Consider the following 16211-nt stretch of genomic DNA (forward strand, 5'->3'; position numbering starts at 1 on the left):
CACGGCTACTTCCCCTCGAACCAGAACGTGTCCGGCATGTAGCGGCCGAAGAAGGCGCCCGGCTCGAAGCTGTAGAGGCCATTATCCGGCACGTTGCGCAGTGTTTTCGCGATCACGACCGGCTGCAGCGTGGCATTGACCACGCCGATCGTGAAGAGCTGCTCGGCGTTGATCCTCAGCATCGTCTGCCAGATTTCCCGGCGCTCCTGATGCGTCGTCGAATGCCGCCAGCCCCGGTAGAGCTCGACCAGCTCCTTTGCCTCCTGAATGGTGGGCGCCTCGCCCTCGCGGCCGCCGCTCTCGAAATACTGGCCCCAGCGCGGCCAGTTGAACTGGGCGGGCGAGGTCGGTGCCAGCGCGTCGGGCTCCATCTCGGCTGCGACCAGCGCATTGTCCATGCCGGTCCAGCCGGACATGATCGTCTGGCCGGCAAGGATGCGGCGGCGGAAGACGTCGAGCTGGCTCGAGCGCGGGTGGATCTTGATGCCGATCGCGATGAAGTCCTGCTTGACCAGGTCGAGGATGTCGGTCTCCTCGGTCGAGGCGCCGGCGGTCTCGATGGTGAACTCCAGGCGGCGCCCATCCGGGAACAGGCGTATCTTCTCGCCGTCACGCTTGGCGAGGCCGATCTCGTCGAGCAGGCGGTTGGCCTCGGCGAGGTCCGGCGTCATGTTGAGCTGCGCCAGTGCCGCATCATAGAGCGGGCTCTCGGGCAAAGCGGTGTTGCCGCTCTCCTTGGCGAGCCCGAAATAGATGACGCGGTTGATGTCGCGGCGGTTGATCGCGAGCGAGAGCGCGCGGCGGTAGCGGACATCGCGGTTGAGGTCGCGCCAGATCGGATCGATCGCGTTCAGGTTGGGCATCAGCGCGAACGAGGCGCCCTCGGCCCGCTTCCACAGCCTGACCTCGAAATTCATCCGCTTCGCAGCACCCTTCAGGAAGGTGTAGTCCTCGAAGCGCAGATAGCGGGCCTGCAGGTCGCTCTCTCCGGCGGCGGTCTTGGCGGGGATCAATGCGGCGCTGCCGATGGTCAGCGTGACCTCGTCGACATAGGGCAGTTGCCGGCCGTTTTCGTCGATCCGGTGAAAATAAGGGTTGCGAACGAAGGTGAAGCGCTCGGCCGGGATCGACGTGGTGTTGCGCCAGGGGTCGAGCGTCGGCAGGTCGGGATTCTCCGGCCGGTACTGGCGCGAGAAGCGCTCGTGCAATGAGCCCCAGTCCTTGACGCGGGCGGTCTTGATCTTCTGCTCCAGCTCTTCCTTGCCGGCATAGCGCTGGTGGAACTGCCTGAGATAATGCGCCGGCATGGCGATGTAGAGCGGCTGGGCGCCGGCGAGCGCGGGCAGGAAGACCGGGTTCGGCTCCGTCCAGGTGTAGCGCAGCGTGACGTCGTCGAGGACCTCGAAGCTGCAAGGTTGGCCCGAGATCAGCATCGCCTGTGGTGGCCCACCCGGCGAGAGCCGCTTATTGTTGGCGACGTCCTCCCACCAGTAGCGGAAATCCTCGGCGGTGAAGGGATGGCCGTCCGACCAGCGATGGCCGGCCCGCAGCCGCAGGGTGAAGACGCGGCCGCGCTCGACCTCGAAACTCTCCAGCACATCGGGCGCGAGTTCGAGCTTCTCGTCATAGACGACGAGACGGGTGTAGCCGTAGATCGTCATCATGCGGATGTCGCGCTGATCGCCCATCAGCATCCGCATGGTGCCGCCATGCCGGCCGGGCGCGCGACCCATGGCCGCGACATCGATCAGCCGCGGTGATTTCGGCAGGCGCTCGGAGAGCGACGGCAGCCCACCGGCGGCGACCTTGGCGGCAAGCGCGGGGCTGTCGATCAGAGTCTCGACGCCGGCAAAGCCCAGTCGGGGCGCGATGAGGGCGGCGCCCGTCCCTATGAGGAAGCTCCTGCGCGCGATCCGCATCAGGCGAGCTCCCTGACATCGGCGCCGGGCTTGGCGAGGACGAGATGGCCGGCGCCGAGATCGAGATGCGCCAGCGCCTCCCCATCCGGATCGGGCTTGAAGCCGGCCGGCCAATGGCGGGTGTCGGAGGCGCCGCCGGGGGCAGCCAGCTTGAAGTCGAGCTTGCGGTCGAGGTCGGCGAAGGGCACCGATTTCAGCAGCGCCTTGGTGTAGGGGTGGACCGGCGCAGTGAACAAAGTGTGGCGCGGTGCGAGCTCGACGATGCGGCCGTTCGCCATCACCGCGATGCGGTCGGCCATGTAGTTCACCACCGCCAGATTATGCGAGATGAACAGGAAGGTCAGCCCGCGCTCGGCCTGCAGGTCCTTGAGCAGGTTGAGGATCTGCGCCTGGACGGAGACGTCGAGCGCCGAGACCGGTTCGTCGCAAATGATCAGTTCAGGATCGAGCGCGAGCGCCCGGGCGATGCCGATGCGCTGGCGCTGGCCGCCGGAGAAGGAGTGCGGATAGCGCGAGAGGAAGCGCTGATCGAGGCCGACATCGTCCATCAGGGCCTTGACGCGGGCCTTCTGCTCGGCGCCGTCGCCGCGCTCGTGGATGACGAGCGGCTCGCGCAGGATGTTCATCACGGTCATGCGCGGCGACAGCGACGAGACCGGATCCTGGAAGATCATCTGCAGCTTCGGGCGGAAGCCGCGCAGATCCTCGCCCTGCAACGAGAGGATGTCGAGGCAGTCCTTGCCGTCGTCGAAGCGAATCTCGCCGGAATCGGGCGTCAGCGCCCGCATGATCAGCTTGCTGAGCGTGGTCTTGCCGCAGCCGCTCTCACCGACCAGTCCGAGGCATTCGCCGCGCTCGATATCGAAGCTGACATCGTTGACGGCGGTGACGGTCGAGGTCGTGCCCTTGCCGAAGAACCGGCTCGAATGGGTCGTGTAGGTCTTGGAGACGTGCCGCACGGCGAGGAGCGGAGCCCGCTGCCCGCGGCCTTGCGGTGTTGAGGCCGGGGCCGGCTTTGGCGCTGCGGGCGTACGCGGCCTCGCCTCGCGCAGGGCGACCAGCCGTTCGCCCTCCTGCATGTCGAAATGCGGCGAGGCCTTGAGCAGCGCCTTGAGATAGGGGTGCTGCGGCCGGCGGAAGATGTCCTCGGCCGGGCCGCTCTCCATGATCTCGCCATGGTAGATCACCACGACCTCGTCGGCCATGTTGGCGACGACGCCGAGATCATGGGTGATCAGCAGGATCGCCATGCCCATCTCGGCCTGGAGATCGCGCATCAGGTCGAGCACCTGGGCCTGGATGGTGACGTCGAGCGCCGTGGTCGGCTCGTCGGCGATCAGCAGCGCCGGCTGGCAGATCAGCGCCATGGCGAGCATGGCGCGCTGACGCAGGCCGCCGGAGAGCTCGAAGGAGTAGAAATCGTAGGCACGCGCCGGATCCTTGAAGCCGACGCGCTTCAGCATCGCCTCGATCAGCGCCCGCGCTTCCTGCTTCGGCACCGGCCGGTGCAGTTGCAGTGCCTCCTCGATCTGGTTGCCGATGGTGTGGACCGGCGAGAGCGAGGACATCGGCTCCTGGAAGATCATGCCGATCCGGCCGCCGCGCAGGTCGCGGATCTCCTTGCCCTCGGCGGGCAGGGTGGCGATGTCGATCACCGCATCTGCCGTCTGCGGATCGCGGAACAGGATGCTTCCGCCGGTGACGGCGCCAGCGCGCGGCAGCAGGCCCATGATCGCCTGAGAGATCACCGATTTGCCCGAGCCGGATTCGCCGACGAGTGCAACGGTCTTGCCGGCCGGAATCCGGAAATCGACGCCCTTCACGACATCGCGAGCGAAGCCGTGAATGGTGAAGCCGATCCGCAGGTCGTTGATCTCGAGAATGTTCATCTGCGGCCGCTGCCGTCGTCCCCTGATGTTCGCATTGCCGGACTAACGGCCGATACCGTCATCCGGATCCATTTGCCGCAGAAGCTTCGCTTTTCGCCGCTGCCTGGAGCGTTCGTCGTCCCGTCCCGCCGTCCTTGTCCCGTCTCGATGACGATCTTGCAACAAGGTTGGCGCTCCCGACGCCTCGCCTGCTCCGACCGAACTTGAAATCGCCGGACTTGTCGAGTCCTGCGGCGTGTTGCGCGCCGTCGTGAACTGCCCACATATGAGGGAGCCGGCGGAGTGTCCGCCCCGCCGGATTCGGGATGGGAAAGCCCCTTGGAGAGAAGTCTCTTCCGTTACGTCTGGCAGAAGAGCCGCCGGGAGCAAATCATTGTCCTGCTGGTGATCCTCGTCTCGATCCCATTCAACTGGTTGTCCTTCGACGTCCCCAGGCGCATCGTCAACGACGCGATCCAGGGCGGCGCCTTCAAGGACGGCAGGACGACGGCGACGGTGTTCGACTGGACGCTGCATTGGCCGGATATCCTCGGCGGCGGCAGCGTCCAGCTCTTCGAAGGCGTCAAGGTCGGTCAGCTCGGCCTGCTGCTGACGCTGAGCTTCTATTTCCTCGCCCTCGTCCTGATCAACGGCGGCTTCAAATACGTCGTCAACGTGCAGAAGGGCGTGCTCGGCGAGCGCATGCTCCGGCGCATGCGCTACGACCTGTTCGGCCAGTTGATGCGCTTCCGGCCGGAGGATATCCGCACGGTCAAGCCGGCCGAGGTCGCCAGCATGATCAAGGACGAGGTCGAGCCGATCGGCAGCTTCGTCGGCGACGCCTTCATTCAACCGGCCTTCCTGCTCAGCCAGGCGCTGACCGCGCTCGCCTTCATCATGATGCAGAGCGTCTGGCTCGGCTCGATCGCATTGATCATCGTGCTGATGCAGGCGGTGATCATCCCGATCCTGCGCAAGGAACAGCTCCGCCTCGGCCGCGAGCGCCAGATCGTCTCGCGCCAGCTCGCGGGGCGGATCGGCGAGATCGTCGATGCCGGACCGACCATCCAGGGAAACGGCGCGACCTCCTATATCCAGTCGGATATCGCCGGGCGGCTTGGAACGCTGTTCGACATCCGCTACGCGCTCTACAAGCGCAAATTCGCCGTCAAGTTCCTGAACAACCTGCTGGCGCAGGTCACGCCCTTCTTCTTCTACGCGATCGGCGGCTTCTTCGCCCTGCAGGGCCGGCTCGACATCGGCCAGCTCGTCGCTGTGATCGCGGCCTATCGCGACCTGCCGCCGCCGATCAAGGAACTGATCGACTGGGAGCAGCAGCGCAACGATGTGACCATCAAATACGAGCAGGTGATCGCCCAGTTCAGCCCGAGCGAGTTTGTGACGCTGGAGGAGAAGGGCGAGATCGCGCCGTTGCCGCTGCGCGGCGAGATCAGGCTCGACAAGGTCGAGATGATCGACAATCGCGGCCAGCCGCTGCTGGCTCCGCTGATGACGGCGTTCCAGCGCCCCGGCCAGGTCGCGCTGATCGGGCCGGCCGGCAGCGGGCGCGACACGCTCGGCTGCATCCTCGGCCGGCAGACGATGAGCTATGGCGGGCGCGTCCTGATCGATGGCGAGCCGCTTGCCGCGATCAGCGTCGAGCGCGCCAGCCATATCATCGGCTATGCCGGCTCCGAGATCGAGATCATCAACGGCTCGCTGCGCGACAACATCCTGCTGCCGCTGAAGCGCAGGCGCCCGGTGGTGAAGCCGGACAGGGCCATCGACCAGGAGGAGCATCGCCGTTTCATCGAGGCGCTGCGCGCCGGCAACACGCCCCTGCCGTTCGCGGCCGACTGGAACGACTATGAGGGGGTGGGCCTCGACGGGGAGGAGGCGCTGGAGCAGCGCCTGCTCGCCGTGCTCGACACGCTCGGCTGTGCCGACGAGGTCTATGAACTCGGCCTCGACGCCAAGGTGATCGCCCCCCTGCCGGAAGGGGCCGCCGAGCGCATCATCGAGGCGCGCCAGGTCGTCGCCGCCGAATTGACCAAGGGAAAGCTCGGCGGGCTGATCGAGACCTTCGACCTCGATCGCTACAACGCCAATGCGACGATCGCCGAGAACCTCGTCTTCGGCGCGATGCGCAATGGCCGCCAACCGGCCGATTTCCTGCTCGAGGACGCTTACGCCCGCTCTGTGCTGCAGGCGGAGGCGCTTGAGGAGCCGCTGGCCGAGATCGGCGGGCGGATCGCCTCGACGCTGGTCGAGATCTTCGCCGGCCTGCCGCAGGGCCATGTCCTGTTCGAGCGCTATGCCTTCGGCGGCGAGGTCGATCTGGAGAAGCTCGGCGAGCTCGCCGAGGCGTTGCGGCGGCACGATCGGCGCAGCCCGCTCGACCCGACCGTGCAGCGCGAGCTCGTCGCGCTCGCGCTCGGCTATGTCGAGCCCAAGCACCGGCTCAACCTGCTCGACATCGCCCTGCGCCGCCGGGTGCTGCGGGCGCGGCAAAGCTTCAAGACCTATCTGCCGGGCGAAAAGGCCGATGAGATCGAGTTCTACGATCCCGCCGACGTGATCCACGGCGCGAGCGTGCGCGACAACCTGCTGTTCGGGCGCATCGGCTTCGGCGTTCCCGATGCCGGGCGCAAGGTGGCGGAGATCGCCCGGGCGGGTTTGTCGCGCGCCGGGCTCGATTCCTCGGCCTATCGTCTCGGGCTCAACACCGATGTCGGCCTGCGCGGCCGCTATCTGCCGCTGCGGCTGCGGCTGATGGTGCCGCTGGCGCAGGCGCTGATCAAGCGGCCGGACATCCTGGTGCTCGATCTCGACGCTTTCGCCGTCACCTGTGCCGATCCCGGCGGCCTGGTCCGGCGGATTGCCGGTTATTGCGAGGACAGAACGGCGTTCCTGCTCTTGACCGATCAGGGGCTGGCTGCCGATATCCCTGAGAAGGTCGTATTCAACGGAGCCGTGGCCCGGGTGATCAAGAAGGGCGGATCCGTCGACGAGGCGGACGAGCTGCAGGATGAGCTGCCGGCCCGTGGCGGCGCGGTTCCGATCGAGGCGAGGACATGACGCTCGAGAGCGATATAGGCTGCCTGAAGTCGATCCCCCTGTTCCGCGGATTGCCGGGGCCGCGGCTGAAGCTGCTCGCGCTGATGGGCGAGCGGCTCTATTTCCCGGCGGGCACCGTCATCACCGAAGAAGGCGACAAGCCGGAAGAGGTCTATTGCGTGCTGGAGGGCGAGGTCGAGCTGTCGCACGATTTCTCCGACGGGAGGCGCAAGACCTTCCGGCTCGCGACCGGCAGCATCATCGGCGACGTGCCGCTGCTCTGCAATCAGACCAATGCCGCCCGCTCGACGGCCAAGACCGACGTCGTCGCGCTGCGGCTGCCGCGGACCTTGTTCTTCGAGCTGCTCGACAATATCCCGGAGTTCTCGGTCGCGCTGTCGCGCGATCTCGCCGGGCGGCTCTATCGCCTGGCGGACTCCGTCCTGCATGGCGAGAAGACACATTGAAGCGCCGGGTGCGCCGATGACAGCGATTCCGAGCACGCCAGCGGGAGGCAGGCCTGTGAGCTCCGGCTTCGACCAGATGTCGTCCTGGAGCCGCGACGTTCGCTTCGCCTCCGGCTGCATTCTGATGGTCTTCGCGACCACGCATTTCCTCAACCACGCGCTCGGCATCTTCGGCATCGCGGCGATGGAGGCGGCGCAGGAGTGGCGCTACTGGTTCTGGCACAGCTGGATCGGCACGGTCGCGCTCTACGGCTCGCTGATCGTCCACCCGGTCTTCGCCCTGCTGCGCGTGGCACAGCGGCGCACCTTCCGCATGCCCGGCCGCGAGGTGATCCAGATCTTGCTCGGCGTCGCGATCCCGCTGCTGCTGATCGACCATATCGTCAGCACAAGGGTGCAGGGCGTCCTCTTCGGCCAGGACGAGAGCTATCACGCCGTGCTGCGCCGGCTCTGGCCGGGGCTCGCTCTGTCGCAGACCCTGCTGCTGCTGCTGGTCTGGATGCATGGCGTGATCGGCCTGCATTTCACCTTCCGGGCGCGCGATACCTATGCGCGCTGGCGCGATCCGTTCCTGCTGGCGGCGATCCTGGTGCCGCTGCTGGCGCTGATCGGCTTTTCGGTGGCCGGGCGCGAGGCGCAGATGATGGCGCTGCCGCCCGAACTCTACACCGCCCAACAGGTCGACATGTTCAATTTGAACGTGACTTGGGCCAAGCGCGCCTTTTTCGGCGTGATCGGTGGCTTCGCCGGCTTCGTCGTGCTGCGCGAGCTTCGGGCGCGGGCGCTCGGCGCGATCGCGGTGCGCTTCGTCGGTCATGGCGTGCGCCGCGTCGTCCCGGGCCCGACCCTGCTCGAGATCTTCCGCCGCTTCGGCATTCCCCATGCCGCGCTCTGCGGTGGACGGGCGCGCTGCGCCACTTGCCGCGTGCTGGTGCTCGACGGCGCCGACGACCTGCCGCCGCCCGGTCCGAACGAGGCGCGGCTGCTGCGCCGGATCTCGGCCGGCGACCATGTCCGGCTCGCCTGCCAGATCAGGCCGAAGCGCGACCTCCAGGTCCAGATCCTGCTCGCCGCCAAGCAGCGCGGCGCCGGCCCGAGCGGCGCCATCGACCCCGACGACCGGATCGGCAAGAAGGGCCTGACGGTGATGGTCGCGGATCTCAGAGCCTTCACCGCGCTCTCCGAGCGGCAATTGCCGCATGAGCTGATGAACCTGCTCAACCGCTTCTACGACGAGATGTCCCAGGCGATCGCGGCGCATGGCGGCCGGATCGAGGCGATCTACGGCGACGGGCTGATGGCGGTGTTCGGGCTGGAGACGACGCCGGCGCGGGCAGGCGCCGCGGCGATCGCGGCGGCGGGCGACATGGTGCGCGCCGTCGAGGCGCTCAACCGTGAATACGCCGCATCGTTGCCATTGCCGCTGCGCATCGGCATCGGCATCCATGGCGGCCAGGCGATTGTCGGCGCGGTCGAGAACGAAAGCATGGGGCGGCGCGAGATCACGGTCGGCGAGACGGTGATGATCGCGAGCCAGCTCGAGGCCGCGACGCGGCGCCTGTTGTCCGACATCGTCGTCTCTGCCGAGACGGTGGCCGCGACCGGACGCAGCTATCGCGACACCGCTCCGCACAAGATCTCGGTCAAGGGTCGCGACAAGCCGATGCAGGTCTATGGGTTTGGCAGCACGCCTTCCGGCGAGCCCAGGTCGAACGAGGAGTTGAGCGCCCAGCCTCAGCCGGAGAAAGCCGAGGTTGGCACGCCGGCGGCGAAAGGCAAGGCTCCGACCGCCGCGGATGGCGAGAGCTAGGCCGGGCGCTGGCAATTGCCGATGCGCCTGCCTATGGTCCGGCCGCGTCAAATCCGCCGCTACGATCCAGAGTTTCGATGACCGACGAGATTTCCCGCGAGGCGCTGCACGATATCCTGCGCGGCGTTGCGGCGCTGACCGGGGATGCGATCGTCGCCGATCTCGCCCGGCTGGTCGGCAAGGGCGTGCGCGCCGACATCTCGATTGCCTTCAATCCGAAGCAGATCGCCTCGAAGCGCTGGCTGGTCGAGACACTCGCCGAGGTCCTGCCGAAGCCGGATGGGCCGGTCTGGGTGCTCGGCGCCTGGCACGGCGTGCTGGGGGCGATGTTGCTGGCCGATGAGCGGCTTGCGATCCCGCGCCTGGTGAGCCTCGACATCGACCCGCATTGCGCGCCGATCGCCGAGATCCTCAACCATCGCCATGTCGCGTCCGGGCGCTTCCGGGCGCTGACGGCCGACATGATGAGCCTCGATTTCGATAGCGTCGAAGGCGGGCGGCCCGGGCTGGTGATCAACACCAGCTGCGAGCATCTGGGCGACGTGCCAGGCTGGATCGCCGGCCTGCCCGCCGGACTGCCGCTGCTGCTGCAGTCCAACGACTATGTCCGTGAGCCGGACCACCGCAGCTGCGTGCCGTCGCTCGACGCCTTCAAGGCGCAGGCCGGGCTTTCGGAATTGTGGTTCGCCGGCGCGCTGCCGACCAAGAACTACACCCGCTTCATGCTGATCGGCCGCAGATGAGCAGCGGGCAGTCCGAGGGGCCGGCGGTCGCGATCGCGATGAAGGGCTATCCGCGCCTGTCGGAGACCTTCATCGCCCAGGAACTGCTCGGCCTGCAGCGGCTCGGCCTGTCCTTCGCGATCTGGTCGCTGCGCCACCCGACCGATGGCGCGCGGCATCTGATGCATCGCGAGATCACGGCGCCGCTGCACTATCTGCCGGAATATCTGCACGACGATTGGCCGCGGGTGCTGCGCGGCATGGCGCGGGCCTTCGCGCGGCCCAGCATCATTAGGCTCCTCGGCGTCTTCCTGCGTGATTTCGTCCGCGACCGCACGAGCAACCGCCTGCGTCGCTTTGGCCAGGCCTGTGTGATGGCCCGCGAGTTGCCGGCGGGAACCCGCCATCTCCATGTCCATTACCTGCACACGCCGGCCTCGGTGATCCGCTATGCGGCGCTGAGCCGGGGGCTCTCCTGGTCGTTCTCGGCCCATGCCAAGGACATCTGGACGACACCGGATTGGGAAAAGCGCGAGAAGATCGCCGATGCGCGCTGGGGCGTGACCTGCACCCGCGATGGCCATGCCGAACTCACGCGTCTCGCGGACCGGCAAGACAAGATCGCGCTGCTCTATCACGGGCTCGACCTCGCGCGCTTCCCTGCGCCACCAGCGGCGCGTTCGGAACGCGATGGCTCCGACCCGGCCGAGCCGGTGCGATTCATCACCATCGGGCGTGCGGTGGCGAAGAAGGGCTTCGACGACCTGCTGGCGGCGCTGGCGATTTTGCCCGCCGATCTGAACTGGCAACTCATCCATATCGGCGGCGGCGAGATGCTGGCGGCCTTGAAGGCGCAGGCCGAGAGGCTGGGCCTTGCCGCGCGCATCGAATGGCGCGGGCCGCAGGCGCAGGATGTGGTGATCGCGGCGTTGCGCGAGGCCGATCTCTTCGTGCTGCCCTCGAAGCAGGCGAACAATGGCGACCGGGACGGCCTGCCCAATGTGGTGATGGAAGCAGCGAGCCAGGCCCTGCCGATCGTCGCGACCGATTTCGCCGGCATTCCGGAATTCGTGCGGCATGGGCGCGAAGGGCTGCTGCTGCGGCCCGGCGACGTCACGGCCCTGGCCAAGGCGCTGGATGGCTTAAGCCGCGATCCGCAATGGCGCGCGAAGCTGGGCGCAGCCGCCTTCGACCGGTTGAGGGCGGAGTTCTCGGCGCAGGCCGGGCTGGAGCGCGTCCATCGGGCGCTGCTGGCCGCAGTCGCCGGCAAGGATGGCGGTGGGCCATGAGCGCGCGCATCCTGATCGCGGTCACGCATCTGCTGGGGATCGGCCATCTGGTGCGGGCGCGGCAGCTGGCGCGGGCGCTGGCGGGGGCCGGGCATGAGGTCACGCTCGCCAGCGGCGGCATGCCGGACGGCACTGCCGCGGCGGATTATCGTTTCGTGCAACTGCCGCCGGTGCGCACGCAAGGCACGGATTTCCGCAACCTGCTCGACGAGAGCGGCATTGCCGCAACGCCGGAGCGACTTGCCGCGCGGCGCGAGCAACTGGTCGCGCTCGCAGGCGAGCTTTCGCCCGATGTCGTCGTCACCGAGCATTTCCCCTTCGGCCGGCGCCAGCTCGCGGAAGAGTTCCTGGCGCTGATCGCGGCGGCGCGCGCGGCCAATACGGATGCGCTGGTGCTCGCCTCGATCCGCGACGTGCTGGTCGCGCCGCAACGGCCGGAGCGGCTCGCCGAGACGGCCGAGCGGATCGCGACGCTGTTCGATGCCGTGCTGGTGCATGGCGACCCGCACGTCCTGCCGCTCGAAGCCTCCTGGCCGGTCACGCCGGAGATCGCGGGCAAGCTGGTCTATACCGGCTATCTGGCGGAGCCGCCGGCATCGCCCGGGAACTCGGCAGGCTCGCGGGAGACGATCCTTGTCTCCGGCGGTGGCTCGGCGGCGGCGCTGCCCTTGTTCGAGATGGCGCTCGCGGCGGCGCGGCTCCTGCCGAAGCGAGCCTTCCATCTCCTGATCGGCCGCGGGATCGCCGAGGCTGATTTTGCCAAGCTGCGACAATTGGCTCCTGCCAATGCGACGGTCGAGTGGGCGCGGCCGGATTTCCCGGCGCTGCTCGCCGCCTGCGCGCTGTCGCTCAGCCAGGCCGGCTACAATACCGTGCTCGACCTGCTGCAGGCCGGGCGGCCGGCGCTGCTCGCGCCCTTCGACGCCGGCAACGAGACCGAGCAGGCCCTGCGTGCCGCCGCGCTGGAACGGGCCGGGCTGGCGCGCGTTGCCCGGCTTGCCAAAGGGCCGCACGCTCTGGCCGCTGCGATCGAAGCGGCGCTGGTGCAAGGCGCTCCGCCGGTCGCAGCGGTCGATCTGGGAGGGGCCGCGGGCACCGTTGCAGGGCTCGCACGACTGCTCGCGAACCGTGCCTGAGCCGTGCGTGAATGCATGCCGGCGAAGGGCCGGCATGCCTCTTGCGAATTGCCGGCCCAAAGCTTTCGATCTAATGAGGTTCTACACGCCTCCCTTTCGGTCGGCTCCAGGACACCGGATCTTCTGCCGGCCCCTGTCCTGCGCCCGGAGAAGAACGATGACAACGACGACTGCCTCCGCCCCCGGAATGCCGGACATGAAGTTGTCCGTGCGTCAGGTCTTCGGGATCGACAGCGATCTGGAGGTGCCGGCCTATTCCAAGCCCGAGGCACATGTTCCCGACTTCGACGCGGACTATCGCTTCGACCGCGACACCACGATCGCGATCCTCGCCGGCTTCGCCCATAACCGCCGCGTAATGATCTCGGGCTATCATGGCACCGGCAAGTCGACCCATATCGAGCAGGTCGCGGCCCGGCTGAACTGGCCCTGCGTCCGCGTCAACCTCGACAGCCACGTCTCGCGCCTCGACCTCGTCGGCAAGGACGCGATCGTGCTGAAGGAAGGCAAGCAGATCACCGAGTTCCAGGATGGCATCCTGCCCTGGGCGCTGCAGAACAACATCGCGCTGGTCTTCGACGAATACGATGCCGGCCGCCCGGACGTGATGTTCGTGATCCAGCGCGTGCTCGAGCAGTCCGGCAAGCTGACGCTGCTCGACCAGAAGCGCGTCATCCGCCCGCACCCCGCCTTCCGGCTGTTCGCCACCGCCAACACGGTCGGCCTCGGCGACACCTCGGGCCTCTATCACGGCACCCAGCAGATCAACCAGGGCCAGATGGACCGCTGGTCGATCGTCACCACGCTGAACTACCTGCCTCACGATAACGAGGTCGCGATCGTGCTCGCCAAGTCGAAGCACTATCAGACCTCGCCGGAGGGCAAGGACATCGTCAACAAGATGGTCCGCGTCGCCGACCTGACCCGCAACGCCTTCATGAACGGCGACCTCTCGACCGTGATGAGCCCGCGTACGGTCATCACCTGGGCCGAGAACGCGGCGATCTTCGGCAGCGATGTCGGTTTCGCCTTCCGCGTCACCTTCCTCAACAAGTGCGACGAGATGGAGCGCGCGCTGGTGGCGGAGTTCTTCCAGCGTTCCTTCGGCAAGGAACTGCCGGAGAGCGCGGTCAACGTCGTTCTGAGCTGAAGCATGTTCCGCAGGGGTGGGCACCACTCTTGCGATCGGAACGTGCTCAACGAGCAGGAGGCCAAGCATGGCCCGGTACGAAGGAAGTTGTCACTGCGGGCGGGTCGCCTATGAGGTCGAGGCCGATCTCTCGCGGACGATCACCTGCAACTGCTCCTACTGCCAGCGCCGCGGTTCAGTGCTGGCCTTCACCCCGGCGACGAGCTTCACCCTGACCAAGGGCGAGGACGCGCTGACCGAGTACCGCTTCAACTCGCAGAAGATCCAGCATCTGTTCTGCGAGAGCTGCGGCATCGAATCCTTCGCGCGCGCCAATGCGCCGGACGGCACGCCGACGGTTGCGATCAACGCCCGCTGCCTCGCCGGCGTCGAGCCGACCGAGCTGAGCTCGACGATGTATGACGGACGGGCGCGCTGAAGGAGCGCGTCGATGAGCACCGCCGCCGACAGCAAGCAGGCCACGATCCAGCGCGAGGCGGACTTCGCCGCAACGCGCGAGGCCGTACTGCGCGGGCTTGCCGCGCATAATGAGTCCAGGGTCGGGCCACGCAAGACGCAGCCTCTGGCGCTCAGCCTGCGCGACGAGAACGGCGTCATGGTCGGCGGCCTCGTGGGCGAGCTGAAATGGGAATGGCTCTATGTCGACCTGTTCTGGATCGACGAAGGCCATCGCGGCGCCGGCCATGGCGAGGCGTTGCTGGCGATGGCCGAGCAGGCAGCGCGCGACCATGGCGCGCGCGGCGTCTATCTGGGCACGATGAGCATCCAGGCGCCGGGCTTCTATCCCCGCATGGGCTATCGCGAATGCGGCCGCATGGAGGACTATCCGGTCGCCGGTCAGACCTTCCATCACTTCATGAAGGCGCTATGAGCATCTCGAACCGCAAGCCCGGAACCCCGAAGGAAGCGCCGGCCGAGCCGCTGAAGCGCGCGGTCGCGGGCGCGATGAAGGCGATCGCGCGCAAGCCCGAGATGGAGATCGTCTTCGCCGCCGACAAACCCTCGCTCGTCGGCGAGCGCGCTCGCCTGCCGGAGCCGCCGCGCAAGCTCACCGCGGGCGACGTCGCGATCCTGCGCGGCCATGCCGATTCGATGGCGCTGCGCCTCGCCTGCCACGACAACGCGATCCATCGTCGCGCGGCGCCCGAGGGCGATGCGGCGCGCGCCGTCTTCGACGCGGTCGAGCAAGCCCGGGTCGAGAGTGTCGGCTCGCGCCGGATGAGCGGCGTTTCCGGCAACATCTCGGCGATGCTGGAGGACCGCTATCATCGCGGCGGTCGCTATGAGGAGATCACCGACCGGGCCGATGCGCCGCTGGAAGACGCGCTCGCCCTAATGGTGCGCGAGCGCCTGACCGGCCTGAAGCCGCCCAAGGCGGCGCAGAAGCTGGTCGATCTCTGGCGCGAGCAGATCGAGGCCAAGGCCGGAGACGATCTCGACCGGCTGGCGAAGTCGATCGAGGACCAGCGCGCCTTCGCCCGCACTGTGCGCGACCTCTTGGTCTCGCTCGACATGGCCGAGCAGAGCAGCCAGGGCGACGAATCCGACGAGGACGAAGACAATCAGGACGAGTCCTCCGAGGACCAGCAGCAGGAACAAGGCGAGGCCGAGCAGGAGAGCCAGGGCGAGCGCTCCGAGACCGAGGTCAGCGACGACGCGGCCGAAGAGCTGCAGGAAGGCGCCTCCGAGGCCGCCGACGCGCCGGCCGGCGATTGGGACGAGGAAGACGAGAGCTCCGAGGCTGAAGAGGCCGGCGAGGCGCCGCGTCCGCGCGACAGCCGCGCCAACGACCGGCCGCAGACCGACTACAAGGCCTACACCCAGAAGTTCGACGAGATCGTCACCGCCGAAGAGCTCTGCGACGCCGAGGAACTGACGCGGCTGCGCGCCTATCTCGACAAGCAGCTGGCGCATCTGCAGGGCGTCGTCGCGCGCCTCGCGAACCGCCTGCAGCGGCGCCTGATGGCGCAACAGAACCGCTCCTGGCAGTTCGACCTGGAGGAGGGGGCGCTCGATCCCTCGCGCCTGCCACGCATCATCATCGACCCGTTCCAGCCGCTCTCCTTCCGGCAGGAATCGGACACGAATTTCCGCGACACGGTGGTGACGCTGCTGATCGACAATTCAGGCTCGATGCGCGGCCGGCCGATCACGGTCGCGGCGACCTGCGCCGATATCCTGGCACGGACGCTGGAACGCTGCGGCGTCAAGGTGGAGTTGCTCGGCTTCACGACGCGGGCCTGGAAGGGCGGGCTGTCGCGCGAGAGCTGGCTGCAATCGGGCAAGCCGGCCAACCCGGGCCGCCTCAACGATCTCCGGCACATCATCTACAAGGCCGCCGACGCGCCCTGGCGGCGCGCGCGCAAGAATCTCGGGCTGATGATGCGCGAGGGGCTGCTCAAGGAGAACATCGACGGCGAGGCGCTCGACTGGGCGCATAAGCGCCTGCTCGGCCGCTCCGAGCAACGCAAGATCCTGATGGTGATCTCCGACGGCGCGCCGGTCGACGATTCGACCCTCTCGGTCAATGCCGGCAGCTATCTCGAGCGCCACCTGCGCCATGTCATCGCGGAGATCGAGACGCGCTCGCCGGTCGAGCTGATCGCGATCGGCATCGGCCACGACGTCACCCGCTATTACCGCCGCGCCGTCACCATCGTCGATGCCGAGGAGCTTGGCGGTGTGATGACCGAGAAGCTGGCGGAGCTGTTCGAGGAGGATGCTGCCGGGACGAGTTCGCGGGGCTCGCGCCGCCTGCAATGAGCCCTTTTCAGTGACGGCCAAAACCGCGAC

12 protein-coding genes are annotated in these 16211 nt (G+C 67.5%); 10 read left to right on the plus strand and 2 right to left on the minus strand.

Annotation, left to right across the window (positions count from 1 at the left end):
- Nucleotides 1-5: 5 nt before the first annotated feature.
- A complete protein-coding gene (locus ASE66_RS11650; protein WP_057189757.1) occupies nt 6-1919 on the minus strand; it encodes an ABC transporter substrate-binding protein in 1914 nt (637 codons plus the stop codon).
- On the minus strand, nt 1919-3808 hold the full coding sequence (locus tag ASE66_RS11655; RefSeq protein ID WP_057189758.1) for an ABC transporter ATP-binding protein: 1890 nt from the start codon (nt 3806-3808) through the stop codon (nt 1919-1921). The genes ASE66_RS11650 and ASE66_RS11655 overlap by 1 nt, the downstream gene beginning before the upstream one ends.
- 318 nt (nt 3809-4126) lie before the next feature.
- Between ASE66_RS11655 and ASE66_RS11660 the strand changes: the two genes are divergently transcribed.
- The 10 genes from ASE66_RS11660 to cobT all read left to right on the plus strand — a co-directional run bounded on the left by ASE66_RS11660 (nt 4127) and on the right by cobT (nt 16181).
- Complete coding sequence (locus tag ASE66_RS11660) at nt 4127-6865, plus strand: ABC transporter ATP-binding protein/permease (RefSeq protein WP_057189759.1); 2739 nt, start codon at nt 4127-4129, stop codon at nt 6863-6865.
- Nucleotides 6862-7311: a cyclic nucleotide-binding domain-containing protein gene (locus ASE66_RS11665; protein WP_057189760.1), complete on the plus strand. Its 450-nt coding sequence runs from the start codon at nt 6862-6864 to the stop codon at nt 7309-7311. Before ASE66_RS11660 ends, ASE66_RS11665 begins: the two co-directional genes overlap by 4 nt.
- 55 nt (nt 7312-7366) lie before the next feature.
- A complete protein-coding gene (locus ASE66_RS11670) occupies nt 7367-9121 on the plus strand; it encodes an adenylate/guanylate cyclase domain-containing protein (protein ID WP_057189761.1) in 1755 nt (584 codons plus the stop codon).
- A 77-nt stretch (nt 9122-9198) separates the two neighbouring features.
- A complete protein-coding gene (locus ASE66_RS11675; RefSeq protein ID WP_057189762.1) occupies nt 9199-9864 on the plus strand; it encodes a hypothetical protein in 666 nt (221 codons plus the stop codon).
- Nucleotides 9861-11132, plus strand: a complete 1272-nt coding sequence (locus tag ASE66_RS11680; RefSeq protein ID WP_057189763.1) for a glycosyltransferase family 4 protein — start codon at nt 9861-9863, stop codon at nt 11130-11132. Before ASE66_RS11675 ends, ASE66_RS11680 begins: the two co-directional genes overlap by 4 nt.
- Entirely contained in the window at nt 11129-12268 is a 1140-nt protein-coding gene (locus ASE66_RS11685) for a glycosyltransferase family protein (protein WP_057189764.1), read from the plus strand. The genes ASE66_RS11680 and ASE66_RS11685 overlap by 4 nt, the downstream gene beginning before the upstream one ends.
- A gap of 157 nt (nt 12269-12425) precedes the next feature.
- Nucleotides 12426-13418 carry a cobaltochelatase subunit CobS gene (gene cobS / locus ASE66_RS11690; protein WP_057189765.1) on the plus strand — a complete coding sequence of 331 codons (993 nt, stop codon included), beginning with the start codon at nt 12426-12428 and terminating at the stop codon, nt 13416-13418.
- A 67-nt stretch (nt 13419-13485) separates the two neighbouring features.
- Entirely contained in the window at nt 13486-13836 is a 351-nt protein-coding gene (locus ASE66_RS11695; protein ID WP_057189766.1) for a GFA family protein, read from the plus strand.
- 12 nt (nt 13837-13848) lie between these two features.
- Nucleotides 13849-14289, plus strand: coding sequence for a GNAT family N-acetyltransferase (locus ASE66_RS11700; RefSeq protein WP_057189767.1), 441 nt, complete (start codon nt 13849-13851; stop codon nt 14287-14289).
- On the plus strand, nt 14286-16181 hold the full coding sequence (gene cobT, locus ASE66_RS11705; RefSeq protein WP_057189768.1) for a cobaltochelatase subunit CobT: 1896 nt from the start codon (nt 14286-14288) through the stop codon (nt 16179-16181). Before ASE66_RS11700 ends, cobT begins: the two co-directional genes overlap by 4 nt.
- Nucleotides 16182-16211 lie beyond the last annotated feature (30 nt).

The organism is Allobosea sp. Root483D1 (genome assembly GCF_001429505.1).
In the GTDB taxonomy this organism is placed as follows: domain Bacteria; phylum Pseudomonadota; class Alphaproteobacteria; order Rhizobiales; family Beijerinckiaceae; genus Allobosea.